This is a genomic window from Streptomyces sp. NRRL F-6492 (assembly GCF_001280125.1).
In the GTDB taxonomy this organism is placed as follows: Bacteria; Actinomycetota; Actinomycetes; order Streptomycetales; family Streptomycetaceae; genus Streptomyces.
Genome location: NZ_LGEG01000127.1, coordinates 134,957 through 157,110 on the forward strand (window position 1 = coordinate 134,957; position 22,154 = coordinate 157,110).

At 72.1% G+C, this 22,154-nt stretch carries 25 protein-coding genes; 16 read left to right on the forward strand and 9 right to left on the reverse strand.

What is annotated here, in order from left to right; translation table 11 throughout:
* Positions 1 to 56 precede the first annotated feature (56 nt).
* The 3 genes from fabG (at position 57) to ADL08_RS12350 (ending at position 2,148) form a co-directional block, all read left to right on the forward strand.
* The gene (gene fabG / locus ADL08_RS12340) at positions 57 to 776 is read left to right on the forward strand and encodes a 3-oxoacyl-[acyl-carrier-protein] reductase (protein ID WP_053642135.1); all 720 of its coding nucleotides are present in this window, start codon (positions 57 to 59) and stop codon (positions 774 to 776) included.
* A gap of 5 nt (positions 777 to 781) precedes the next feature.
* Positions 782 to 1,558 carry an enoyl-ACP reductase FabI gene (fabI, locus tag ADL08_RS12345; RefSeq protein ID WP_053642136.1) on the forward strand — a complete coding sequence of 259 codons (777 nt, stop codon included), beginning with the start codon at positions 782 to 784 and terminating at the stop codon, positions 1,556 to 1,558.
* 185 nt (positions 1,559 to 1,743) lie between these two features.
* On the forward strand, positions 1,744 to 2,148 hold the full coding sequence (locus ADL08_RS12350) for a hypothetical protein (RefSeq protein WP_053642137.1): 405 nt from the start codon (positions 1,744 to 1,746) through the stop codon (positions 2,146 to 2,148).
* On the opposite strand, the gene ADL08_RS12355 is transcribed toward ADL08_RS12350, so the two are convergent.
* A complete protein-coding gene (locus ADL08_RS12355) occupies positions 2,137 to 2,847 on the reverse strand; it encodes a FadR/GntR family transcriptional regulator (protein ID WP_053642138.1) in 711 nt (236 codons plus the stop codon). The two genes, ADL08_RS12350 and ADL08_RS12355, sit on opposite strands and share 12 nt — an antisense overlap.
* A 113-nt stretch (positions 2,848 to 2,960) precedes the next feature.
* Between ADL08_RS12355 and ADL08_RS12360 the strand changes: the two genes are divergently transcribed.
* The 4 genes from ADL08_RS12360 to ADL08_RS12370 all read left to right on the forward strand — a co-directional run bounded on the left by ADL08_RS12360 (position 2,961) and on the right by ADL08_RS12370 (position 5,318).
* Positions 2,961 to 4,283 (forward strand): CynX/NimT family MFS transporter, encoded by a 1,323-nt coding sequence (locus tag ADL08_RS12360; RefSeq protein WP_053642139.1) that lies wholly within the window; start codon positions 2,961 to 2,963, stop codon positions 4,281 to 4,283.
* 17 nt (positions 4,284 to 4,300) lie between these two features.
* Positions 4,301 to 4,417: an SGM_5486 family transporter-associated protein gene (locus tag ADL08_RS38720; RefSeq protein WP_260321902.1), complete on the forward strand. Its 117-nt coding sequence runs from the start codon at positions 4,301 to 4,303 to the stop codon at positions 4,415 to 4,417.
* 143 nt (positions 4,418 to 4,560) lie between these two features.
* Complete coding sequence (locus ADL08_RS12365; protein WP_053642140.1) at positions 4,561 to 4,764, forward strand: hypothetical protein; 204 nt, start codon at positions 4,561 to 4,563, stop codon at positions 4,762 to 4,764.
* 35 nt (positions 4,765 to 4,799) lie between these two features.
* On the forward strand, positions 4,800 to 5,318 hold the full coding sequence (locus ADL08_RS12370) for a SixA phosphatase family protein (protein WP_053642141.1): 519 nt from the start codon (positions 4,800 to 4,802) through the stop codon (positions 5,316 to 5,318).
* A gap of 107 nt (positions 5,319 to 5,425) precedes the next feature.
* Here the strand turns inward: ADL08_RS12370 and serB are convergent, their stop codons facing one another.
* Positions 5,426 to 6,655, reverse strand: coding sequence for a phosphoserine phosphatase SerB (gene serB / locus ADL08_RS12375; protein ID WP_053642142.1), 1,230 nt, complete (start codon positions 6,653 to 6,655; stop codon positions 5,426 to 5,428).
* A gap of 198 nt (positions 6,656 to 6,853) precedes the next feature.
* On the opposite strand from serB, the gene ADL08_RS12380 reads away from it, so the two are divergent.
* Positions 6,854 to 9,415 carry an FHA domain-containing protein gene (locus ADL08_RS12380; protein WP_053642143.1) on the forward strand — a complete coding sequence of 854 codons (2,562 nt, stop codon included), beginning with the start codon at positions 6,854 to 6,856 and terminating at the stop codon, positions 9,413 to 9,415.
* Between the two features lie 69 nt (positions 9,416 to 9,484).
* Here ADL08_RS12380 and ADL08_RS12385 read toward each other — a convergent pair whose 3' ends face one another.
* The 3 genes from ADL08_RS12385 to ADL08_RS12395 all read right to left on the reverse strand — a co-directional run bounded on the left by ADL08_RS12385 (position 9,485) and on the right by ADL08_RS12395 (position 12,396).
* Positions 9,485 to 10,261: a transglycosylase SLT domain-containing protein gene (locus ADL08_RS12385; RefSeq protein WP_053642144.1), complete on the reverse strand. Its 777-nt coding sequence runs from the start codon at positions 10,259 to 10,261 to the stop codon at positions 9,485 to 9,487.
* A 291-nt stretch (positions 10,262 to 10,552) separates the two neighbouring features.
* The gene (locus ADL08_RS12390) at positions 10,553 to 11,647 is read right to left on the reverse strand and encodes an S-adenosylmethionine:tRNA ribosyltransferase-isomerase (RefSeq protein WP_053642145.1); all 1,095 of its coding nucleotides are present in this window, start codon (positions 11,645 to 11,647) and stop codon (positions 10,553 to 10,555) included.
* Positions 11,644 to 12,396 (reverse strand): SDR family NAD(P)-dependent oxidoreductase, encoded by a 753-nt coding sequence (locus ADL08_RS12395; RefSeq protein WP_053642146.1) that lies wholly within the window; start codon positions 12,394 to 12,396, stop codon positions 11,644 to 11,646. The genes ADL08_RS12390 and ADL08_RS12395 overlap by 4 nt, the downstream gene beginning before the upstream one ends.
* Before the next feature lie 185 nt (positions 12,397 to 12,581).
* On the opposite strand from ADL08_RS12395, the gene ADL08_RS12400 reads away from it, so the two are divergent.
* The 3 genes from ADL08_RS12400 (at position 12,582) to ADL08_RS12410 (ending at position 14,757) form a co-directional block, all read left to right on the forward strand.
* Positions 12,582 to 13,727 (forward strand): GAF domain-containing sensor histidine kinase, encoded by a 1,146-nt coding sequence (locus tag ADL08_RS12400; RefSeq protein ID WP_053642147.1) that lies wholly within the window; start codon positions 12,582 to 12,584, stop codon positions 13,725 to 13,727.
* Positions 13,720 to 14,364, forward strand: coding sequence for a response regulator (locus ADL08_RS12405; protein ID WP_053642148.1), 645 nt, complete (start codon positions 13,720 to 13,722; stop codon positions 14,362 to 14,364). Before ADL08_RS12400 ends, ADL08_RS12405 begins: the two co-directional genes overlap by 8 nt.
* 153 nt (positions 14,365 to 14,517) lie before the next feature.
* Positions 14,518 to 14,757 (forward strand): chaplin, encoded by a 240-nt coding sequence (locus ADL08_RS12410; protein ID WP_053642149.1) that lies wholly within the window; start codon positions 14,518 to 14,520, stop codon positions 14,755 to 14,757.
* A 121-nt stretch (positions 14,758 to 14,878) separates the two neighbouring features.
* Here ADL08_RS12410 and ADL08_RS12415 read toward each other — a convergent pair whose 3' ends face one another.
* The gene (locus ADL08_RS12415; protein ID WP_053642150.1) at positions 14,879 to 15,670 is read right to left on the reverse strand and encodes a hypothetical protein; all 792 of its coding nucleotides are present in this window, start codon (positions 15,668 to 15,670) and stop codon (positions 14,879 to 14,881) included.
* 136 nt (positions 15,671 to 15,806) lie between these two features.
* On the opposite strand from ADL08_RS12415, the gene ADL08_RS12420 reads away from it, so the two are divergent.
* The 4 genes from ADL08_RS12420 (at position 15,807) to ADL08_RS12435 (ending at position 19,005) form a co-directional block, all read left to right on the forward strand.
* The gene (locus ADL08_RS12420; protein ID WP_053642151.1) at positions 15,807 to 16,604 is read left to right on the forward strand and encodes an ABC transporter ATP-binding protein; all 798 of its coding nucleotides are present in this window, start codon (positions 15,807 to 15,809) and stop codon (positions 16,602 to 16,604) included.
* A gap of 71 nt (positions 16,605 to 16,675) precedes the next feature.
* A complete protein-coding gene (locus tag ADL08_RS12425) occupies positions 16,676 to 17,107 on the forward strand; it encodes an NfeD family protein (RefSeq protein WP_053642152.1) in 432 nt (143 codons plus the stop codon).
* Positions 17,108 to 17,200: 93 nt separating this feature from the next.
* Complete coding sequence (locus ADL08_RS12430) at positions 17,201 to 18,139, forward strand: SPFH domain-containing protein (protein ID WP_053642153.1); 939 nt, start codon at positions 17,201 to 17,203, stop codon at positions 18,137 to 18,139.
* 98 nt (positions 18,140 to 18,237) lie between these two features.
* Positions 18,238 to 19,005 carry a sulfite exporter TauE/SafE family protein gene (locus ADL08_RS12435; RefSeq protein WP_053642154.1) on the forward strand — a complete coding sequence of 256 codons (768 nt, stop codon included), beginning with the start codon at positions 18,238 to 18,240 and terminating at the stop codon, positions 19,003 to 19,005.
* A 68-nt stretch (positions 19,006 to 19,073) separates the two neighbouring features.
* On the opposite strand, the gene ADL08_RS12440 is transcribed toward ADL08_RS12435, so the two are convergent.
* The 3 genes from ADL08_RS12440 to ADL08_RS12450 form a co-directional block, all read right to left on the reverse strand.
* Positions 19,074 to 19,580, reverse strand: coding sequence for an HNH endonuclease (locus ADL08_RS12440; protein ID WP_053642155.1), 507 nt, complete (start codon positions 19,578 to 19,580; stop codon positions 19,074 to 19,076).
* Between the two features lie 155 nt (positions 19,581 to 19,735).
* Entirely contained in the window at positions 19,736 to 20,275 is a 540-nt protein-coding gene (locus ADL08_RS12445; protein ID WP_053642156.1) for a YbhB/YbcL family Raf kinase inhibitor-like protein, read from the reverse strand.
* Positions 20,276 to 20,343: 68 nt separating this feature from the next.
* Positions 20,344 to 21,126, reverse strand: a complete 783-nt coding sequence (locus ADL08_RS12450; protein WP_053642157.1) for a sporulation protein — start codon at positions 21,124 to 21,126, stop codon at positions 20,344 to 20,346.
* A gap of 88 nt (positions 21,127 to 21,214) precedes the next feature.
* Between ADL08_RS12450 and ADL08_RS12455 the strand changes: the two genes are divergently transcribed.
* Entirely contained in the window at positions 21,215 to 21,877 is a 663-nt protein-coding gene (locus tag ADL08_RS12455) for a DNA-3-methyladenine glycosylase (RefSeq protein ID WP_053642158.1), read from the forward strand.
* Positions 21,878 to 22,154: the final 277 nt, after the last annotated feature.

Consider the following 22,154-nt stretch of genomic DNA (forward strand, 5'->3'; position numbering starts at 1 on the left):
CGGGAGCGATGCAGATAGGTTTTCGGCTACCAGACCGCTATCGAAAGGGTGATCCGTTGAGCCGCTCGGTTCTCGTCACCGGAGGAAACCGGGGCATCGGCCTCGCCATCGCCCGCGCGTTCGCCGAGGCCGGCGACAAGGTCGCCTTCACGTACCGCTCCGGCGAGCCGCCGGCCGCCCTGGCCGAGCTGGGCTGCCTGGCCGTGAAGTGCGACATCACCGACGGCGAGCAGGTGGAGCAGGCGTACAAGGAGATCGAGGAGAAGCACGGTCCGGTGGAGGTCCTCGTGGCCAACGCCGGCGTGACGAAGGACCAGCTCCTCATGCGCATGTCCGAGGAGGACTTCACCTCCGTCGTCGACACCAACCTCACCGGCACCTTCCGGGTCGTCAAGCGGGCCAACCGCGGGATGCTGCGCGCCAAGAAGGGCCGCGTCGTCCTGATCTCCTCGGTCGTCGGCCTGCTGGGCTCCGCGGGCCAGGCCAACTACGCCGCCTCCAAGGCCGGTCTGGTCGGTTTCGCCCGCTCCCTCGCGCGCGAGCTGGGCTCCCGCAACATCACCTTCAACGTCGTCGCCCCCGGCTTCGTCGACACCGACATGACCGCGGTGCTCACCGACGAGCAGCGCGCGGGCATCGTGTCCCAGGTGCCGCTGGGCCGCTACGCGCAGCCCGAGGAGATCGCCGCCGCGGTGAGGTTCCTCGCCTCCGACGACGCCGCGTACATCACTGGAGCCGTCATCCCGGTTGACGGCGGATTGGGCATGGGTCACTGATCACCATGAGTGGAATCCTCGAGGGCAAGCGCATCCTCATCACCGGTGTGCTGATGGAGTCCTCCATCGCCTTCCACGCCGCGAAGCTGGCCCAGGAGCAGGGTGCGGAGATCATCCTCACCGCCTGGCCCCGGCCGACGCTGACCGAGCGCATCGCCAAGAAGCTCCCCCGGCCCGAGGCCGTCAAGGTCCTGGAGCTCGACGTCTCCAACGACGAGCACCTCGCGCGCCTGGAGGGCCAGGTCCGCGAGCACCTCGGCGACCGCCTCGACGGCGTCGTGCACTCGATCGGCTTCGCCCCGCAGGACGCGCTCGGCGGCAACTTCCTCAACACGCCGTTCGAGTCCGTCGCCACCGCCATGCACGTCTCGGCCTTCTCCCTGAAGTCCCTGACGATGGCGCTGCTGCCGCTGATGAGCGAGGGCGGCTCCGTCGTCGGCCTCACCTTCGACGCGAAGTTCGCCTGGCCGCAGTACGACTGGATGGGCCCGGCCAAGGCCGCCCTGGAGGCCACCAGCCGCTACATCGCCCGCGACCTGGGCAAGCAGAACATCCGCTGCAACCTCGTCTCGGCGGGTCCGCTCGGCTCGATGGCCGCCAAGTCCATCCCGGGCTTCGGCGAGCTCGCCTCCGTCTGGGACAGCCGTTCCCCGCTGGAGTGGGACCTCACGGACCCGGAGCCGGCCGGCCGCGGCATCGTCGCGCTGCTCTCCGACTGGTTCCCGAAGACGACGGGCGAGATCGTCCACGTCGACGGCGGTCTGCACGCGATCGGCGCCTGACGCCCTCGTACGGACTCCAGGGCCGTGCGCCCGCCCCCCGGGGCGGTGCGCACGGCCCTTCGCCGTCTTCCGGTCGCCGGGCTCCCGAACGCCGTAATCGAACAGTCGACTCGAAAAGTAGCCCGAACGACCCCAGACTGGTGCAGAGCGTGAAGGTCTGCTGCTGACGGGGAGGAGGTACGGGCATGCGCGCGATACGCCGTGGACTCGGGGCGTTCGCCTCGGTCGCCGTGCTGCTGACCGGGGTCGCCCTCGCCGCCGAGGTGCGCGCGGCGCCCGCCCCGGCGGAGGAACCCGCCGTCGCCCCCGCGGCCGGGGAGCCGGAGAACTTCGGCGCCTCCTGCCGCACCGACGTCGAGGGCTCCCGCGTCACCGCCCACTGCCAGAACCCCTATCCGCGCACCGACCGGGTCCGCCTCCACGTCGAGTGCGAGCGGTGGTGGGACGTCGACACCGACAGCGCCCCCGTGGACGTCGGCCCCGCCGACTACGCCCGGCTCGCCGGCCGCTGCTGGAAGGAGGTCCGGTCCGCCTGGATCACCCACCAGCCGGCGGACCCGGAACCCGCGCCGGGCTCCTCAGGCCCCTGAGCCCCGTACGTCCGGTGCGGCGTCCGGCGCCGGGCTCCGCAGGCACATGAAGGGGTAGCCGGCCGCCTCCGTGCCGGCCCGCTCCGCGTCGCCGTCCCGGATCGCGTCCACCAGGCGCGCGTGGTCCATGTGGTTCTCCGGCCGCAGCTCCTGCCCCACGTCGTCCCGCAGCCACTGCCGCAGCAGATCGCCCAGGTCCGCGTACAGCTCGGTGAGTACCTCGTTGCCCGAGGCGGCGACGACCGCGTGGTGGAAGGTCGCGTCGGCCGTCACGAACCGCTCCGCGTCCCCCGTCCCCCACGCCTCCTCGCGCCGTGCGAGCAGGGCGTCGAGCTGCTTCAGGTCCCGCTCCGTGCGCCGCTCCGCCGCGAACCGCGCGGCGGCGGACTCCAGGGTCGAGCGCAGCTCGGCGACGTGCCGGGGGTCGGAGCCGGCGAAGCGCCGGTGCATGACGCCCGCCAGCTCGCTGGTGGCCGCCACGTACGTCCCGGAGCCCTGCCGGATGTCGAGCAGCCCGTTGTGCGCGAGCGCGCGGACCGCCTCGCGCACCGTGTTCCGGGCCACGCCCAACTGCTCGACCAGCTCGGGCTCGGTCGGGATGCGCGAGCCCACCGGCCACTCGCCGGAGGTGATCTGGTTCCGCAGCTCGGCGATCACCTGGTCGGAGAGACCTGCGCGCCGGGGATGGCCGAGGGCCATGGAGGCACCTTCCCATTCGATTTGAGGCCTGGGTTCGAGATGTTCTCGGGTTCGAGATGTTCGAGATGTTCGAGATTGGACAACCAATCATCCCATGATTCTATGATGGCTCCATGCCTGACGAGCCGAAGACCCTCGACCCCGCCGTCCGACCGGCCGCCACCGCCGGGGATTCTCCCGCACCCGACCGCGACCGCCCCGCCGCTACGGCGCCCCCGGCCGCCCCGGCCCGCCGGTTCCTCGTCCCGGTCACCGTCGGACTCGTCCTGGCCGCGCTCAACCTGCGCCCCGCCATCACCAGCCTCGGCGCCCTCCTCGAAGAGGTCAGCGAAGGCCTCCACATGAGCGGCAGCGTCGCCGGCGTCCTCACCTCCGTACCGCCGCTCTGCTTCGCGGTCTTCGGCATCACCGCCCCGCGCCTCGCCCGCCGCTTCGGCCCCGCCGCCGTCGTCTGCGCGGGCATGGCCGCGATCTTCACCGGCCTCCTCCTGCGGCCCCTCGCCGGCGGCACCGCCGGCTTCCTCGCCGCCAGCGCCCTCGCCCTCATGGGCATCGCCGTCAGCAACGTCCTGATGCCCGTCATCGTCAAGCGGTACTTCCCCGACCGCGTCGGCACCATGACCGGCCTCTACTCCATGGCGCTCGCCCTCGGCACCTCCGTCGCCGCCGCCGCGACCGTCCCCATGACCGAGGCGCTCGGCGGGGACTGGCGCCTCGGCCTCGGCGTCTGGGCGGCCCTCGCCGCGCTCGCCGTCCTGCCCTGGCTCCCGCTCCTGCGCGACCGGGACGGCGCCGGCGCCCGCGTCTCCCGTACGGAGGCGAAGTCGGCGGCCGCCGTCCCGGCGCAGGCCGCCCCGCCGCGCGTCACCCGCAGCCGCACCGCCTGGGCCCTCGGTGCCTTCTTCGGCCTCCAGGCCACCGGCGCCTACATCACCATGGGCTGGATGCCGCAGATCTTCCGCGACGCCGGCGTCTCCGCCTCCACCGCGGGCGTGCTCCTCGCCGTCACCATGGTCATGGGCGTCCCGCTCGCCTTCGTCATCCCCCGGCTCGCCACCCGCATGAAGACCCAGGGCCCGATCGTCGTCGCCCTCGCCCTGTGCGGCCTCGGCGGCTACACCGGCCTCCTCCTCGCCCCGGCCGCCGGAGCCTGGCTCTGGGCGGTCCTGCTCGGCGTCTCCAACTGCGCCTTCCCGCTCGCCCTCACCATGATCGGCCTGCGCTCGCGCACCGGCGCCGGCGTCGTCCGCCTCTCCGCCTTCGCCCAGAGCGTCGGCTACCTCATCTCGATCCCCGGCCCCCTCCTCGTCGGCGTGCTCTACCAGCACAGCGGCGGCTGGGGGCTGCCCATCGCGCTCATGGGCGGGCTGATGGTGCCTCAGATGATCGTCGGAATCCTGGCCGGCCGGGACCGGACGGTCGAGGACGAATGCTGAGGTGCGAGACTGTTCCCATGCCAGTCCTCGAACCCAATCCGCCGAACGGCCAGAAGAAGCTGCTCGCCGTCTTCGGCGCGATGATCGCCATCACCGTCGTCATCGGAGTCATCGCGTCCATCGCCGCCCCGTGACCCTCCGCCCGGGGGACAGCCCCCGCATCCCCTAGGGGGCGGGTCTCAGGGTCGAGTGGGTGGATCACCGGATGGGCCGCCGCCCCCGCGCTCCGTACGGTGGTGACGACGGCGAAAGCGGAGACCCACCCACGGAGGCGGCCATGTCGGTCCGTACGCGCAGCGGCACCGGAACCACGGCGACCGGCGTCGACACCCGGCTGTCCTGGTGGGCCCTCGCCCTCCCGGCCGCCGCGTTCGTCGCCCTCCTGCTGCTCATGACCGGGCCGGGAGAGGCCCACGCGACCGGAGGAGACCCGACGGTCGGACGGTTCCTGGAGCAGGTCCGGCACACGCTGCCTCTCTGAGTCGGAGCGGCCCGTTTCGTGCGAAGCTGTGGACCATGAGCGTCGATACACCCCGCAGGATCGTGCTCCTCCGGCACGCGAAGGCAGACTGGCCCCAGGTGTCCGACCACGAGCGTCCCCTCGCCGAACGAGGCCGCTCGGACGCCCCCGTCGCGGGCCGCAAGCTCGCCGAGACCGGCATCGGCTTCGACCTGGCCCTCTGCTCGACCGCCGTCAGAACCCGGGAGACCTGGAAGCTCGCCGTGCAGGAACTGCCGGAGCGCCCCAGGACCGTGTACGAGGACCGGCTGTACGAGGCCTCCCTCGGCGAGCTCATCGCCCTGCTCAACGACGTGCCGGACGAGGTCTCCGACCTCCTGGTCATCGGCCACAACCCCGGCATGCACGCCCTCGCCGACGCCCTCGCGGGCCGGGCCGAGGGCGACACCGCGGCCCGTATGAACCGCAGCGGCTTCCCGACCTCCGCCTTCGCCGTCCTCGCCTTCGACGGCTCCTGGAAGTCGGTGGAGCACGGCGTCGGCAGCCTCGTCGACTTCTGGACCCCGCACGACTGACGGGCCCGCACCCCCTCCCGTACGCCCGCACCCCCTCCCGTACGCACGAGGGCCCGGTCGTCCCCAGGACGACCGGGCCCTCCTCGCCGTGGAGGTCCGCCCACGGCTCAGTGCAGCAGGTCCTCGCCGCCGTCCGCGGCCTCGACCTCCTCGCGCGTGATCCCGAGCAGATAGAGCACGGTGTCCAGGAACGGCACGTTCACCGCCGTGTCGGCCGCCCTGCGCACCACCGGCTTGGCGTTGAACGCCACCCCGAGCCCGGCCGCGTTCAGCATGTCCAGGTCGTTGGCCCCGTCGCCGATCGCCACGGTCTGCGCCAGCGGCACCCCCGCCTCCGCCGCGAACCGGCGCAGCAGCCGCGCCTTGCCCGCCCGGTCCACGATCTCCCCGGTGACCCGCCCGGTGAGCTTCCCGTCCACGATCTCCAGGGTGTTGGCCGAGGCGAAGTCCAGCCCCAGGCGCTCCTTCAGGTCGTCGGTGACCTGGGTGAACCCGCCGGAGACCACGCCCACCTGGTAGCCGAGCCGCTTGAGCGTACGGATCAGGGTCCGCGCCCCGGGCGTCAGCCGCACCTCGGCGCGCACCTTGTCCACCACCGAGGCGTCGAGCCCGGCAAGGAGCGCCACCCGCGCGTGCAGGGACTGCTCGAAGTCCAGCTCGCCGCGCATCGCGGCCTCGGTCACCTCGGCGACCTTGTCCTCACAGCCCGCGTGCGCCGCGAAGAGCTCGATCACCTCGTCCTGGATCAGCGTCGAGTCGACGTCCATGACGACGAGCCGCTGGGCGCGCCGGTGCAGACCGGCGGAGACCACGGCCACGTCGACCCCGATGGTGTGCGCCTCGACGGCGAGCGCGGTCCGCAGCGGCTCGGTCTCGCAGCCCGAGACCGCGAACTCGACCGCCGTCACCGGGTACTTCGCGAGGCGGAAGACACGGTCGATGTTGCCGCCGGCCTCCGCGATCCTGGCCGCTATGGCCGCCGTCTGCTCCGCCGTGAGCGGGTTGCCGAGCACGGTGACGTGCGAGCGCCCCTCGCCCCGGGGGCGGTTGTCGCCCGTGCCGGAGATGATCTCGGCCTGGAGCTTCAGCGACTCGGCCCAGCTGTGCACGGTCGCCCGGAGCTCGCCCTGCGAGGCGACGGTCGGTTCGGTGACGAGCGCGCACAGGACGAGGCGGCCGCGCGAGACGACCTGCTCGATGTCCACGACGTCGACGGAGTAGGCGGCGAGGGTGTCGAAGAGTCCCGCGGTGATCCCGGGACGGTCCTTCCCGAAGATCTTGACGAGAAGGGTGGGAACGTCCGAGGGGGGAACGTCTGAGATCTGCGATGCGCTCATGGTGGTTCCCACCGTATCGGGGACCGCGCGCCCCCCGACCCCCCGTCCCGCGTACCGGACACCCGGGTGCCCGGGAGGCTCCTCCGGCCCCCGTCCCGCGTCCCGACTTTCGGAGAGGGGACCGGGCCTGAAATAGTTCCCCCCGGATGTTCGCCATCCCTGGACTCCCCGCGACGGGGGTACATCGGGGGACAAGTAGTGGGGCATGGAGTGCCAGAACTCGTACTGGAATTGAATGGAAGGACCTGGACCCTCGATCCGTCCAGGTCGTACACCGTGGGCCGGGACCCGCAGGGCGACCTGGTCATCGACGACGCCAGGGTCTCGTGGCGCCACGCCACGATCAGCTGGGGCGGCCGGAGCTGGGTCATCGAGGACCACGGCTCCACGAACGGCACGTTCGTCCGGGGGCAGCGGATCCACCAGATGGAGATCGGCCCCGGCTCGGCCGTCCACCTGGGCAACGCGAACGACGGCCCGCGGCTGAATCTCGCCGCCGGAGCCCGGGCCGGGCAGCAGCCCCAGCCCCAGCAGGCCGCGCAGCAGCCGGCCCGGCCCGTCCCGGCCCACCAGGCCGCGGAGCAGGCCGAGTGGGTCACGCACCAGGCGCCGCCGCAGCACCAGCAGCCGCACCAGGCACCGCCGCAGCCCGGCTGGCAGCAGCAGCCCGCGCAGCCCCAGGTCCCGCACCAGCAGGGGCCCGGGCACGGTCACCCCGGCGTCGCCGCGGGGGCGTCGTCGGCCTACTCCGACCGCAGCCCCACCACGTTCCACGAGCTCTCCCTCGGCCGCGTCATGCGCATCGGCCGTGCCCTGGAGAACGAGCTGGTCGTCTCCGACCTCCAGGTCTCGCGGAACCACGCCGAGTTCCACGCGACGCCCGACGGGCGCTTCGAGATCCGCGACCTCGGCTCGCACAACGGCACGTACGTCAACGGCCAGCCGATCCCCAAGGGCGGCACGGCCCTCCTGGGCCCGCAGGACATCGTCGGCGTCGGCCACTCGACCTTCCGGATCGTCGGCGGCCAGCTGGAAGAGTTCGTCGACACCGGTTCGGTCTCCTTCTCCGCCCGCCACCTCACGGTCACGGTCGACGGCGGCAAGCAGATCCTCAAGGACGTCACCTTCGGCGTCCCGGAGAAGTCGCTGATCGGCGTCATCGGCCCGTCCGGTTCCGGCAAGTCCACGCTCCTCAAGGCGCTGACCGGCTACCGCCCGGCCAACGAGGGCGACGTCCTCTACGACAACCGGAGCCTCTACAAGCAGTTCGCCGAGCTGCGCCAGCGCATCGGTCTGGTCCCGCAGGACGACATCCTGCACAAGGAGCTGACCGTCCAGAAGGCGCTGCGCTACGCGGCCAAGCTCCGCTTCCCCGGCGACACCGCGACCGCCGAGCGCGAGGCCCGCATCGACGAGGTGCTGCGCGAGCTCAAGCTCGACATCCACAAGGAGAAGAAGGTCACCTCCCTCTCCGGTGGCCAGCGCAAGCGCGTCTCCGTCGCCCTGGAGCTCCTCACCAAGCCCTCGCTGATCTTCCTGGACGAGCCGACCTCCGGTCTCGACCCGGGCATGGACCGCGACGTCATGCAGCTGCTGCGCGGCCTCGCGGACGACGGCCGCACGGTCCTCGTCGTCACCCACTCGGTGGCCGAGCTGGGCCTGTGCGACAAGCTGCTCGTGATGGCGCCCGGCGGCTCGGTGGCGTACTTCGGCCCGCCGGAGGAGGCGCTGAACTTCTTCGGCTACTCCACCTGGGCCGACGTCTTCTCCGCCTTCGAGAACTACCGCGAGTACGACTGGGCGGGCCGCTGGAAGGGCTCGCAGCACTACCAGATGTACGCCGCGGACATCGACGCCGTCGCCGCCCAGCCCGTCCAGGTGCCGCAGCGGGCGATGTCCCGTCCGCCGAAGCCGCAGGGCTGGGGCTCCCAGCTGTGGACCCTGATCCGCCGCTACGTCTCGGTGATCGCGTCCGACAAGGGCTTCCTGGGCCTGATGGTGATCCTGCCGGCGGTCCTCGGCGCGGTCTCGGTCGTCATCCCGGCCGACTTCGGCCTCGGCTCGCCGACCCCGCCGTCCCGCTTCAACGGCGACGCCGGAACGATCATGCTGATCCTCGCGGTCGGCATGTGCTTCAGCGGCGCCGCCAACTCGGTCCGCGAACTGATCAAGGAACGGGTCATCTACGAGCGGGAGCGCGCCACCGGCCTCTCCCGCTCCGCGTACCTGATGTCCAAGGTCATCGTCCTCGGCCTGATCACGGCCTTCCAGGGCGTCATCATCTGCGGCATCGGCTTCTCCACCCGGGCGCTGCCCGAGGAGGGCCTCTTCATGCCGCCGGCCGTCGAGCTGTGCGTCCAGGTCATCGCCCTGGGCCTCACCTCGATGATGTTCGGCCTGGTCATCTCCGCGCTCGTGAAGACCGCCGAGAAGACGATGCCGCTCCTGGTGATGTTCGCGATCGTCCAGGTCGTCTTCACCGGCATCCTGTTCCAGGTGTACGGCTCGCCCGGCCTGGAGCAGTTCGCCTGGCTGATGCCGTCGCGCTGGGGCATCGCGGGCGCCGGCACCACCCTCGACCTGGGGCGCCTCATGCCGCCGTGGGACCCGAAGAACCCCACGGACACCGACCCCCTGTGGGAGCACACGGTCGGCCAGTGGAGCCTGGACCTCGGCGTCCAGCTCCTGATGGCGGCCGTCTTCTGCGTGGTCGTGGCGCGGCTGCTGCGCCGCCACGAGCCCGAGGTCATGCGCAAGTGACCGGCTGACCACATGCCGCGAGGGCGGCACCCCGTACGGGGTGCCGCCCTTCGGCGTACCGGTGCGCGATCAGTACGCGCTGTTGACGTTGTCCATCGAGCCGTAGCGGTCGGCGGCGTAGTTGCAGGCCGCGACGATGTTGGCGACCGGGTCGTACAGGTCGAACTTGGTGCCCTTGACGTGGTACCGCTCGAAGGTCGGCTGGATGACCTGGAGCAGACCCTTCGAGGGGATGCCGTTGATGGCGTTGATGTCCCAGTTGTTGATGGCGCGGGGGTTGCCGCTGGACTCCCGGATGATGTTGCGGTGAATGCCCGCGTAGGTGCCCGGGATGTCGTGCTTGTCCATGATGAACAGCGCCTCGCGGATCCAGCCGTCGAGGTTGTTCGCGAAGACCGGGGCGCGGGTGACGGAGCGGTTGGCGGCGGCCTTCTCGGCGGCGCGCTTCGCCGCGGCGGCCTTCGCCTTGGCGGCGGCCTTCGCCTTCGCCGCGGCCTGGGCCTGGGCGACGGACTTGGCCTTCGCGGCCTTGGCCTCGGCGGCGGCCTTCGCCTGGGCGGCGAGGTTCGCCTGCGCCTTGGCCTCCTGCTGGGCCTTGAGGCCGAGCGCGGTCTGCTGCTCGTTGAGGCCGGCGGCCAGCGCCTTGGCCTGGGTGCTGTTCGCGTTGTAGGACCACGCGACCTTGTGCGTACCGGAGAGAGCCTGCGGCTCGGTCTCGGTGGAGCCGTTGCCGGGGACCAGGGAGAGCGTGAGGGCCGCGGCGCCCAGAGCGGCGACGCCGGCGATCGTGGCCTTGTGGGTCTTCTTCAGACCACGACGACTGTGGCCAGGGGTGTTCGCAGACATGCAGGACTACCTCTTCGAATCGCTGGGGGTCGCTCCGGCCGGGGGCGGCACACGCCTCACTCGGCGGCGACGGATGCAATTCTTAGCGGCAGCAAAATCTGCTGGCAAAGGTGTGACGTACGAAGCCGGGTAGTGGATCGGGGGGTCGGAGGTAGGTCGTCAGCTGTCCCCTGTGCCCGTTTTTCTCCGTCCTTATCCGACCTTAAGGTCTCCACTAAGAGGCTTCGTAAGTGACGTGGGTCCTATGCGGCGCCTCACACGGCGACGGTGGCGAACTCACCCCGCGTTGCGTCAGCAATGCGCACAGTGAGCCGTCTCCTCCGGAAGGAGGAGATGGACGTCCCCGAACTCGTGCCAGAGGTAGCGGTCCCTCACCGCCGCGGCGTACGCGCCCCGCAGCGCCGCCCGCCCGGCGACGGCCTCCAGCATCAGCAGGTGCGAGGCCTCCGGCTCGTGCAGCCCGGTGAGCAGCCCGTCCACGACCCGCACGCCCCGCGCGGGCGTCACGACCAGCCCGGTCCACCCCCGGGCGCCCCGCACCGAAGCGCCGACCGCGGCCGACTCCAGCGCCCGCACCACCGTCGTCCCCACCGCGACGACCCGGCCGCCGCCGGCCCTCGCCGCGTTCACCAGGGCCGCCGTCGCCGCCGGAACCTCGAAGCGCTCCGGGTACGGCGGCTCGTGCGCCTCCGCCGACGCCACCCCCGTGTGGAGGGAGAGCGGGGCGATCCGCACGCCCCGGGCCTCCAGCTCCGCCACCAGCGCCGCCGTGAAGGGCCGGCCCGCGCTCGGCATCTCCGCCGAGCCCGCGCCGTCGGGGAAGGGGCGCGCGAAGACCGTCTGGTACGCGGACAGCGGCTGGTCCCGCTCCGTGTACCCGTACCGGATCGGCCGCCCGTACCGCCCGAGCAGCCCCGGCACGTCCCCGCACGGCCGCGCCCACCACAGCCGCCCGCTCCCCGGCGTCAGCGGCCCCGCCAGGACCAGCCGCGCCCCTCCCGGCAGCCGTACGACCGCCCCCGCGGGGCCGCCCGCACGCGGGCGCGTACTGCCCGAAGGCTCCGGCGACCGCAGCTCCACCGCCCACCGCCCGTCGTCGCCCCGCGTCGAGAAGTGCACCACCACCGGCTCCCCGCCCGGCTCCGGCCCGAGCCGCCCGTCCACCGCCGCCGCCAGCGTCGGCGACGTGTTGACGACGAGCACGTCCCCGGCCCGCAGCAGCGACGGCAGCTCCCGGAAGGCGTGGTGCGACACCGCCGCGCCCCGCGACACCAGCAGCCGCACGTCGTCCCGGCCGCGCCCCGGCCCCCGCTGCTCGGCCGGCACCCGCGCCGACAGCTCCTCCGGTACGCGCAGCCCCTCCAGGCCGTCCGCCACCACGCTCATCGGACCGACTCCGCCGACTCCGCCGACTCCGCCGACTCCGCCGGCTCCGCCGGCTCCGACGGCGACGGAGCCGCCACCCCGTACCGCCCGGACGCCGGACGCCGGTCGAGGAGGGCCAGGAAGCCCGGCACCACGGTCTCCGGGTCCGGCCGCCCGCCGACCCCCTCCGGCTCCGCCGCCGCGTACAGGTCCGTCTCCATGTCCCCCGGATCCACCGACCACACCCGCAGCCCCGGCTCCTCCACCGCGAGCACCGCCGCCAGCCGGTCCGCCGCCGCCTTCGACGCCCCGTACCCGCCCCACGTCCCGTACGCCTCCACCGCCGCGTCCGAGCTGACCACGACCACCGTCCCCGCCGCGCTCTCCCGCAGCGGCGCCAGGCCCTCCCGCACGAGACCGAGGACCGCCACCACGTTCGTCTCCAGGGCCTCCCGCAAGCCCTCCGGCGACTGCTCCTCCAGACGCACCAGCGGAGCGGCGCCCAACGCGCTCGCGTTGTTCACCAGGAGGTCGAGCCCGCCGAGCCCCCGCGCCGCCGCCACCAGCTCCCGCCGGTGCCCCGCGTCCCGGACGTCCCCGGGCAGCGCCACCACCCGCGTCCCGTGCGCCGCGCGGACCGCCGCCGCGCCCTCCTCCAGCACGTCCGCCGTCCTGGCGTCGAGCACGAGGTCCCAGCCCCGCCCCGCCAGCCCGTGGGCCAGTGCCAGGCCCAGCCCCTTCGACGCCCCCGTCACGATCGCGACAGCCATGACGACCGCCCCTTCCCGTCCATCCGCTCGGATACCGACGGCTCCACCCTCCGGCGCGGCCCCCGCCCGCCGCCTCGTCCCCGCGCCCGTACCGCCGAGGGCCCTTCGACCTAGGTCCCGGGACCCGCCCGGGCCTCGTCCCCGGACGGATACGGACGGTCACACCCCACCGGTACGGTGAACACATGAGCCATCGACCGAGCTCCGGCCTCGCCGCCGTGAGCACCGCGCTCCTGGCGATGAGCCGCCACCTGGAGGTCCGCGACGTCCTCAAGACGATCGTGGCCTCGGCCCGCGAGCTCCTCGACGCCGAGTACGCGGCCCTGGGCGTCCCCGACGACCACGGCGGCTTCGCCCAGTTCGTGGTCGACGGCGTCAGCGACGAGCAGTGGCGGGCGATCGGCCCGCTGCCCCGCCAGCACGGCATCCTCGCCTCGATGCTCCACAGGGCCGAGCCCGAGCGGCTCGCCGACGTCCGCAAGGACCCCCGCTTCGAGGGCTGGCCCGACGCCCACCCCGAGATGTCCGACTTCCTCGGCCTGCCCGTCCGGGACGGCGACGAGACCCTCGGCGCCCTCTTCCTCGCCAACAAGCGCTGCCCCAAGGAGGACGGCCGCTGCGGCTTCACCGCCGAGGACGAGGCCCTGCTCGCGATCCTCGCCCAGCACGCGGCCATCGCCCTCACCAACGCCCGCCTGTACGAGCGCAGCCGCGAGCTCACCATCGTCGAGGAGCGCTCCCGCCTCGCCCACGAGCTGCACGACGCCGTCAGCCAGAAGCTGTTCTCGCTCCGGCTGACCGCCCAGGCCGCCGCCGCCCTCGTCGACCGCGACCCGGCCCGCGCCAAGGGCGAGCTCCAGCAGGTCGCAGCGCTGGCCGCCGAGGCCGCCGACGAGCTGCGCGCCGCCGTCGTGGAGCTGCGCCCCGCCGCCCTCGACGAGGACGGCCTCGTCCACACCCTCCGCACCCAGATCCAGGTCCTGGACCGCGCCCACTCCGCCCGGGTCACCTTCGAGAGCCCGGGCACCCGCGCCCTGCCGGCCGCCCAGGAGGAGGCCGTCCTCCGGGTCGCCCAGGAGGCCCTGCACAACGCCCTGCGGCACGCGGACGCGAAGCTGGTCCGGGTCTCCCTCGTCCGCAGCGGCCAGGGCGCCCGGCTCGCCGTCACCGACGACGGCAAGGGCTTCGACCCGCGTACGGTCCGCAGTGCCGGACGCCACCTCGGCCTGGTCTCCATGCGGGACCGGGCGGGCGGCGTCGGCGGACGGCTCACCGTGACCTCGGCCCCGGGCGAGGGCACCACGATCGAGATGGAGGTTCCCGGTGGCTGACAAGCCGATCCGCGTCCTGCTGGTCGACGACCACCAGGTCGTCCGCCGAGGCCTGCGCACCTTCCTGGAGGTGCAGGACGACATAGAGGTCGTGGGGGAGGCCTCCGACGGCGACGAGGGCGTCGCCCGCGCCGAGGAGCTCCGCCCCGACGTCGTCCTCATGGACGTGAAGATGCCCGGCACGGACGGGATCGAGGCCCTGAAGCGGCTCCGCGAGCTCGCCAACCCGGCCAGGGTCCTGATCGTCACCAGCTTCACCGAGCAGCGCACGGTCGTCCCCGCGCTCCGCGCCGGTGCCTCCGGGTACGTCTACAAGGACATCGACCCCGACGCCCTGGCCGGCGCGATCCGCTCCGTCCACGCCGGACACGTCCTGCTCCAGCCCGAGGTCGCCGGCGCGCTCCTCTCCCCGGACGACTCCCACGGCGGTACGGGCCGGGGGCCGTCCCTCACCGAACGGGAGCGCGAGGTCCTCGGCCTCATCGCGGACGGGCGCTCCAACCGGGAGATCGCCCGCGCCCTCGTCCTCTCCGAGAAGACGGTCAAGACGCACGTCTCGAACATCCTGATGAAGCTCGACCTCGCGGACCGCACCCAGGCGGCCCTCTGGGCGGTCCGCCACGGCCTCACCCGCTGACGCGCCCCCGCCGCGCGCCGGGCGCACGACCGTTCACCCGTTCATACCGTCGTGTGTACGTCCCCCGTTCGGCGCAACCTCCCGGGCGGCGGGGCGTTCTCCAGGGCGTGCTGCGGCGGACCGGCCGCAGCGACGACCAGGAGGAATCACCAAGTGAAGAAGTTCAAGAAGGCCGCCGCCCTCACCATGGTCGCCGGTGGCATCGTCGCCGCCGGCGCGGGTGCCGCCTCCGCCGACGCGGGCGCCGAGGCCGCGGCCGTCCACTCCCCGGGTGTCGCCTCCGGCAACGCGGTGCAGGTCCCGGTCCACGTCCCCGTGAACGTCTCCGGCAACACGGTCAACGTGATCGGCCTGCTCAACCCGGCCTTCGGCAACGGCGCCGTCAACGACTGACCCACTGCCGAAACCCCCGGCCCCCGGACGATCCCCCCGGGAGCCGGGGGTTTCCCCTTTCCACGACAGACCCGCCGAGCCCGGTCACGACAGACCCGCCGGGGACCGTCACGACAGGCCCTCAGAACCCCCGGTCCCGTTCCCGTTCCTCCACGTACGCGTTGTACGCGGCGACCTGCGCCCGCCGCGCCACCCGCTCCACCGGCCGCAGCGCCTCCCCCCGCGCCGTCATCTCCGAGGCGCTCACCGCGCCCCCGTGGCCGTGGTCGTACGCCAGGTCCACGAGCAGGCCGATCCGCTGCGCCAGCTCCAGGACCCGTACCGCGCGCGGCGGATAGCCCGGGGCCAGGACCTCGCGGCCCACCTCCGACCGGGCCCGGTACGCCTCCCGCGCCGCTTCCGCCGCCGGGCCCGAGGCCGCCACGTCGAGCCGGGTCAGCACCGTCGTCGCGTCCCGCAGCGCCTCCGCCAGCTCCCGCTCCGCCTCGCCGAGCGACGGCACGTCCGCCGGCGGCGCCTCCCGCACCGCGAGACAGCGCCACACCACCTCCACGTGCACGTTCCCCGCCGGACCCGCCTCCGAGACCTCCGGCACGAGACCGTACGGCGCGCCGAAGCCCACCACCGCCTCCTCCGCCTCCAACGCGCGCGCGTTGAAGTCCGGCGGCCCGCTCAGCCCCAGCGGATGGCCCGGCGCCGGCAGCGCCACCCGCCACCCGGTCACCCCGAGCCGCCGCAGCCGGCCCAGGGCCAGCGTCAGCCCCACCGGCCCCGCCTCACCCGGCAGCCCCTCCACGCGGTGCACCGCGTCCTCCCCGACAATGGCGAGCGCCGCCTCGTCCGGCGACACCTCCCCGGCCAACAGGGCATTGCCCCAAGCGGCCAGGCGTCCTGAGCGTGGTTCCGAAAGCATCCCCCCAGACTAAGGACTCGGGGGAAACACCAGGGCCTGTCCGGCCCGCTCCGGCGATAACGTAGGTTTTCCCCTGGACGCCGCGCCCGCCGGCGCAAGGCGACGACACTCGACCCCAAGGGGAGACAACGCGCTCATGAGCGATGTACTGGAGCTGGTGGACGTATCCGTGGTCCGCGACGGACGGGCTCTGGTGGACGAGGTCTCCTGGTCGGTCAAGGAGGGCGAACGCTGGGTGATCCTCGGACCCAACGGCGCCGGCAAGACCACCCTCCTGAACGTCGCCTCCAGTTACCTCTTCCCCACCAGGGGCACCGCCCGCATCCTGGGCGAGCACCTCGGCGGCGTCGGCACCGATGTCTTCGAGCTCCGCCCCCGCATCGGCATGGCCGGCATCGCCATGGCGGAGAAGCTCCCCAAGCGCCAGACCGTCCTCCAGACCGTCCTCACCGCCGCGTACGGCATGACGGCCACCTGGAACGAGGACTACGACCGGGTCGACGAGGACCGTGCCAAGGCCTTCCTCGACCGCCTCGGCATGAACGACTACCTGGACCGCAGGTTCGGCACGCTCTCCGAGGGCGAGCGCAAGCGCACCCTGATCGCCCGCGCGATGATGACCGACCCCGAGCTCCTCCTCCTCGACGAGCCCGCCGCCGGCCTCGACCTCGGCGGCCGCGAGGACCTGGTCCGCCGCCTCGGCCGCCTCGCCCGCGACCCGTACGCCCCCTCCATGATCATGGTCACCCACCACGTCGAGGAGATCGCCCCCGGCTTCACCCACGTCCTGATGATTCGTCAGGGCAAGGTCCTCGCCGCCGGTCCCGTCGAGACCGAGCTCACCTCCCGCAACCTCTCCCTCTGCTTCGGCCTCCCGCTCGTCGTCGAGCGCCTGGAGGACCGCTGGACCGCCCGCGGCCTGCCGCTCAAGTGACCGGCCGGGCGCCGTGACCGCACAGCACCGCGCCCTGTCCCGGAAGCGCCCCACCGCCCTACCATGACCACGTGGACATCGACGCGTGGGTGTGGTGGCTGATCGTCGCGGTGGGGCTCGGCATTCCCCTGGTCCTCACCGCGATGCCGGAGTTCGGCATGTTCTCCGTGGGAGCGGTCGCGGGAGCGGTGACCGCCGCCCTCGGCTTCGGCATCGTTCCCCAAGTACTCGTCTTCGTCGTCGTCTCCGTGGCGCTCATCGCGGTGGTACGCCCCCTCGCCGCCCGCCACAGGGGCGACGGACCGGGACTGTCCAGCGGGGTCGACGCCCTGAGGGGGCGTCAGGCCGTCGTCCTGGAACGGATCGACGGCGGCGGCGGGGGCCGCATCAAACTCGCCGGAGAGATCTGGTCCGCCCGCGCGCTCGACACCGGACAGACCTTCGAACCGGGCGAACAGGTCGACGTCGTCGAGATCGACGGCGCTACCGCCGTGGTCATGTGACCGAACCCCGCCCATGACGTTCCGGCGTCTGCGAGACTCGATCATCGAAAGCAAACCGGCAGTCAACCGGCAGCGAAGGGCACGGGGAACACGATGTCAGCAGTCATCATCGTCCTGATCATTCTGGTGGTGCTCGTCTTCATCGCCCTGATCAAGACGATCCAGGTCATCCCGCAGGCGAGTGCGGCGATCGTGGAGCGCTTCGGCCGCTACACCCGCACGCTCAACGCCGGACTGAACATCGTCGTCCCGTTCATCGACTCGATCCGCAACCGGATCGACCTGCGCGAACAGGTCGTCCCCTTCCCGCCGCAGCCGGTCATCACCCAGGACAACCTGGTCGTGAACATCGACACGGTCATCTACTACCAGGTCACCGACGCCCGGGCCGCCACCTACGAGGTCGCCAGCTACATCCAGGCCATCGAGCAGCTCACCGTCACCACCCTCCGCAACATCATCGGCGGCATGGACCTGGAGCGGACCCTCACCTCCCGCGAGGAGATCAACGCGGCCCTGCGCGGCGTCCTCGACGAGGCCACCGGCAAGTGGGGCATCCGCGTCAACCGCGTCGAGCTCAAGGCGATCGAGCCCCCGACCTCCATCCAGGACTCGATGGAGAAGCAGATGCGCGCCGAGCGCGACAAGCGCGCCGCCATCCTCACAGCCGAGGGCACGCGCCAGTCCGCGATCCTCACCGCCGAGGGCGAGAAGCAGTCACAGATCCTCCGCGCCGAGGGCGAGGCCAAGGCCGCCGCACTGCGCGCCGAGGGCGAGGCCCAGGCCGTCCGCACGGTCTTCGAGGCCATCCACGCGGGCGACCCCGACCAGAAGCTCCTCTCGTACCAGTACCTCCAGATGCTCCCGAAGATCGCCGAGGGCGACGCCAACAAGCTCTGGATCGTGCCCAGCGAGATCGGCGACGCCCTCAAGGGCCTCTCCGGCGCCTTCGGCAACATCGGCGGCGGCGCCCCCGGCTTCAACACCAGGACCGGCGCGCCCGAAAGGCGAGACGAACCGCCGGTTGACTGACACGTACACGTAACTCTCGTGCATGATCGGTACGAGCCCCTCGACCCCGACGACCTCGGAGCGGGGAGGCGACCCACCGACCCTGTAAGGAGAGGGCTTTGTCCATCTGGGAAGCCCTGGCGGTCTTCGCCGCCGGCATCGGCGCCGGCACCATCAACACGATCGTGGGATCGGGAACGCTGATCACGTTCCCGGTCCTCCTCGCGACCGGACTGCCACCGATCACCGCCAACGTCTCCAACGCCCTCGGCCTCGTCCCCGGTTCCGTCAGCGGCGCCATCGGCTACCGCCGCGAACTCAAGGGCCAGAGGAAGCGCGTCCTGCGCCTCGGCGCCGCCGCCCTCGTCGGCGGCCTCGTCGGCGCGATCCTGCTCCTCGCCCTGCCGTCCGCCGCCTTCGACGCGATCGTCCCCGTCCTCATCGGACTCGCCCTCGTCCTGGTCGTCCTCCAGCCCCGCATCGCGGCCGCCGTCAAGCGCCGGCGCGAACGGACCGGGTCCGAGGCGCACCCCGACGGCGGCCCCGCCCTCCTCGTCGGCCTCCTCCTGGCCAGCATGTACGGCGGATACTTCGGCGCCGCCCAGGGCGTGCTCTACCTCTCCCTCATGGGCCTGCTGCTCCACGACGACCTCCAGCGCGTCAACGCCGTCAAGAACGTCCTCGGAGCCCTCGTCAACGGGGTCGCCGCCGTTTTCTTCCTCTTCGTCGCCGAGTTCGACTGGACTGCCGTCCTGCTCATCGCCGTCGGCTCCACGATCGGCGGCCAGCTCGGCGCCAAGGTCGGCCGCAGGCTCTCGCCCACCGTCCTGCGCGGAGTGATCATCGCCGTCGGCGTCGTCGCCATCCTCCAGCTGACGCTCAAGTGACACGCGAGGGCCCGCCTCCCACCGGGGAGACGGGCCCTTCGCATGCACGCGGAATCCGCGGGTACGCGTTACGCGGCCGAGCTCGCCAGCCACTCCGGCAGCGCGGACCGCTCGCTCGCCCGCAGCGCGAGCAGCATCGCGTCCGCCGGGGTCGGCTCGAACGGCTGGTGCAGCAGCGGCATCCCCGCCTGCTCCGGCGTCCGGTCCGCCTTGCGGTGGTTGTCCTCGGCGCAGGACGCCACCGTGTTCAGCCAGGTGTCCTTGCCCCCCTGGGCCCGCGGCACGACGTGGTCGACCGTCGTCGCCCGTCTCCCGCAGTACGCGCACCGGTGCTGGTCCCGGACCAGCACCCCCCGTCTCGACCACGGCGCCTGTCTTCGGAAGGGCACCCGGACGTACCGGCAGAGCCTGATCACCCGGGGCACCGGCAGATCGACGGCGGCACCGCGCACCCGCAGCTCGGGATGGGCCTGCTCGACGACGGCCTTGGCCTGCAGCACGAGCACCACCGCACGGTGCAGAGTGACCGTCGAAAGCGGCTCGAAGCTCGCGTTGAGTACCAGCGTGTCCCGCATGTTGCCCACCTCCCGTATGCCGTCCCGCCCCCCTGGCGGGCTTGGATCAACGATGGCCGGGCCGGCCGGGTCGGACAACGCAATTTCTCGCGAAACAAAAGGTGCCCGCTTCTGATCTCTCCAAGACCAGAAGCGGGCAAACAACAAACGAACGATCAGCCTGCCGCGGGAGCCGCGTACTCACCGACCAACTGCGCACGGCCCAGCGTGTGGAACCGCAGGTTGAACCCGACCGCCGCCGGCGAGGCGTCGGCGTCCGGCCCGAGCCTCTCCTCGTCCACCGCGTACACCGTGAAGACGTAGCGGTGCGCCGGATCCCCCGCCGGGGGAGCCGCACCGCCGAACTCCTTCGCGCCGTAGTCGTTCCGGGCGTGCACGGCACCGGCCGGCAGACCCTCGAACGCACCCGACCCGGCACCGGCCGGCAGCTCCGTCACCGACACCGGGATGTCGAACAGCACCCAGTGCCAGAACCCGCTGCCCGTCGGGGCGTCCGGATCGAAGCAGGTGACGGCGAAGCTCTTGGTCTCCGCCGGGAACCCCTCCCAGCTCAGCTGCGGCGAGGCGTTCCCCTCCGCGTACACCTGAGCGTCCTTCAGGACCCCGCCCGGCGCGATGTCGTCGCTCACCACGGTGAACGCCGCCACCGGCGGATGGAAGTCGTGGGGGAGCGGCGCCCTCTTGCCCTCGGACACGTAGAAACCCTCCGTATCGCCCGTAGCCGCCTCGGCGGTCCCGCCGCGACGGCCTTACGGACCCGAGCCTAGAGCCAGTTGCGACGGCCGCCGACCTCGGCGAGCCACTGGTTCAGGTAAGCCGCCCAATCGGTGGTGTGGAAGTCGTGCAGGCCGACCTTGAAGGACCGGAAGGAGTCGCTGCCCTCGATGAACAGGCCCGGCTTCTTGTCCATCTCCAGGACGACGTCCATCTCGCGGTCGTCGGCGACGAAGCTGACCTCGACCTGGTTCAGACCGCGGTACTGCTGCGGCGCGAAGAACTCGATCTCCTGGTAGAAGGGCAGCTTCTGCCGCGTCCCCCGGATGTGCCCGCGCTCCATGTCCGCGCTCTTGAAGCGGAAGCCCAGCTGGAGGAAGGCGTCCAGGATCGCCTGCTGCGCCGGCAGCGGGTGCACGTTGATCGGGTCCAGGTCACCGGAGTCCACGGCGCGCGCGATCTCCAGCTCCGTGGTCACGCCGATGTTCATGCCGCGCAGCTGCTGCCCGGACACGGTGGTGATCGGCGTCTCCCACGGGATCTCCAGACCGAACGGCACCACGTGCACCGCGCCGGCCTGCACCTGGAAGGCCCCGCCGAGGCGCACCTTCACGAACTCGATGTCCTGCTTGTGCTCCTGGTCGCCGCCCTCGACCTCCACGCGCGCCTGGAGCCCGACGGACAGCCCCTCGATCTGCTGGTCGACGTTCCCGCCCTGAATCCGCACCTCGCCCTGGACGACCCCGCCCGGGACCACGTTCTCCTCGGTGAGCACCGTCTCCACGGTGGCCCCGCCGGCACCCAGGCTCGCGAGCAGCTTCTTGAATCCCATGGCTTTCACTCCTTCTAGTCCTGACCCCTACATACGCGCCAAGACGGTAACCGGTTCCGCGCCGGTCCCCCCACTACGCTCGGACGCCATGAACGAGAGCCCCGACCGCACGCCGCTCCCGCGGTCCTTCTTCGACCGCCCCGTCCTGGAGGTGGCCCCGGACCTCCTCGGGCGCACCCTCGTCCGCACCACGGAGGACGGACGGATCGAGCTGCGCCTCACGGAGGTGGAGGCGTACGCCGGCGCGATCGACCCGGGCTCGCACGCCTTCCGGGGGCGGACGGCACGCAACGCCGTCATGTTCGGCCCGCCCGGACACGCGTACGTGTACTTCACCTACGGCATGTGGCACTGCCTGAATCTGGTGTGCGGCCCCGAGGGCAGCGCGAGCGGGGTCCTGCTGCGCGCGGGGGAGATCGTGAGCGGCGCCGAGCAGGCCCGCCCCCGCCGCCGCTCGGCCCGCAACGACAACGAGCTGGCCAAGGGCCCGGCACGCCTGGCCACCGCCCTCGACGTCGCGCTCTCCCTGAACGGCGAGGACGCCTGCGCCGACCCGGACGCCCCGCTCGCCGTCCTCACCGGCACCCCGCCGGCCCCGGCCCTCGTCCGCAGCGGCCCCCGCACGGGCGTCGGAGGCGAGGGGGCCCCGCACCCCTGGCGCTTCTGGATCGAGGGCGACCCGACGGTGAGCCCGTACCGCGCCCACACCCCTCGCAAGAGGCGCCTTGACTCGGGCCGCAGAAGTGCGTAATGTGGCCCGAGCCGCTGGATCAGGGCCTGCTTGTTCTAGCACCCCGTAGCGCGGCCATCCACTACTCAAGAAGATTCCCCCGGCGGGGGCGTATTCCGGCATGCCGTAATGCGTTTCGAATGACTCGATTATGAGTCACCGGGGAAATCAGCTAAAGTAGTGACCACGCCGAAAGGCCCCCGGAGCGAAAGCGAAAGGGACCGGAAAGCACCGAGGAAATCGGATCGGAAAGATCTGATAGAGTCGGAAACGCAAGACCGAAGGGAAAAGCCCGGAG

What these genes read in the sequence shown, in the direction of transcription:
- fabI (WP_053642136.1), top strand. Translation starts at nt 782, where the DNA reads ATGAGTGGAATCCTCGAGGGCAAGCGCATCCTCATCACCGGTGTGCTG.
- ADL08_RS12350 (WP_053642137.1), top strand. Translation starts at nt 1,744, where the DNA reads ATGCGCGCGATACGCCGTGGACTCGGGGCGTTCGCCTCGGTCGCCGTG.
- ADL08_RS12355 (WP_053642138.1), bottom strand. Translation starts at nt 2,847, where the DNA reads ATGGCCCTCGGCCATCCCCGGCGCGCAGGTCTCTCCGACCAGGTGATC.
- ADL08_RS12360 (WP_053642139.1), top strand. Translation starts at nt 2,961, where the DNA reads ATGCCTGACGAGCCGAAGACCCTCGACCCCGCCGTCCGACCGGCCGCC.
- ADL08_RS38720 (WP_260321902.1), top strand. Translation starts at nt 4,301, where the DNA reads ATGCCAGTCCTCGAACCCAATCCGCCGAACGGCCAGAAGAAGCTGCTC.
- ADL08_RS12365 (WP_053642140.1), top strand. Translation starts at nt 4,561, where the DNA reads ATGTCGGTCCGTACGCGCAGCGGCACCGGAACCACGGCGACCGGCGTC.
- ADL08_RS12370 (WP_053642141.1), top strand. Translation starts at nt 4,800, where the DNA reads ATGAGCGTCGATACACCCCGCAGGATCGTGCTCCTCCGGCACGCGAAG.
- serB (WP_053642142.1), bottom strand. Translation starts at nt 6,655, where the DNA reads ATGAGCGCATCGCAGATCTCAGACGTTCCCCCCTCGGACGTTCCCACC.
- ADL08_RS12385 (WP_053642144.1), bottom strand. Translation starts at nt 10,261, where the DNA reads ATGTCTGCGAACACCCCTGGCCACAGTCGTCGTGGTCTGAAGAAGACC.
- ADL08_RS12390 (WP_053642145.1), bottom strand. Translation starts at nt 11,647, where the DNA reads ATGAGCGTGGTGGCGGACGGCCTGGAGGGGCTGCGCGTACCGGAGGAG.
- ADL08_RS12395 (WP_053642146.1), bottom strand. Translation starts at nt 12,396, where the DNA reads ATGGCTGTCGCGATCGTGACGGGGGCGTCGAAGGGGCTGGGCCTGGCA.
- ADL08_RS12400 (WP_053642147.1), top strand. Translation starts at nt 12,582, where the DNA reads ATGAGCCATCGACCGAGCTCCGGCCTCGCCGCCGTGAGCACCGCGCTC.
- ADL08_RS12415 (WP_053642150.1), bottom strand. Translation starts at nt 15,670, where the DNA reads ATGCTTTCGGAACCACGCTCAGGACGCCTGGCCGCTTGGGGCAATGCC.
- ADL08_RS12420 (WP_053642151.1), top strand. Translation starts at nt 15,807, where the DNA reads ATGAGCGATGTACTGGAGCTGGTGGACGTATCCGTGGTCCGCGACGGA.
- ADL08_RS12430 (WP_053642153.1), top strand. Translation starts at nt 17,201, where the DNA reads ATGTCAGCAGTCATCATCGTCCTGATCATTCTGGTGGTGCTCGTCTTC.
- ADL08_RS12440 (WP_053642155.1), bottom strand. Translation starts at nt 19,580, where the DNA reads ATGCGGGACACGCTGGTACTCAACGCGAGCTTCGAGCCGCTTTCGACG.
- ADL08_RS12450 (WP_053642157.1), bottom strand. Translation starts at nt 21,126, where the DNA reads ATGGGATTCAAGAAGCTGCTCGCGAGCCTGGGTGCCGGCGGGGCCACC.
- ADL08_RS12455 (WP_053642158.1), top strand. Translation starts at nt 21,215, where the DNA reads ATGAACGAGAGCCCCGACCGCACGCCGCTCCCGCGGTCCTTCTTCGAC.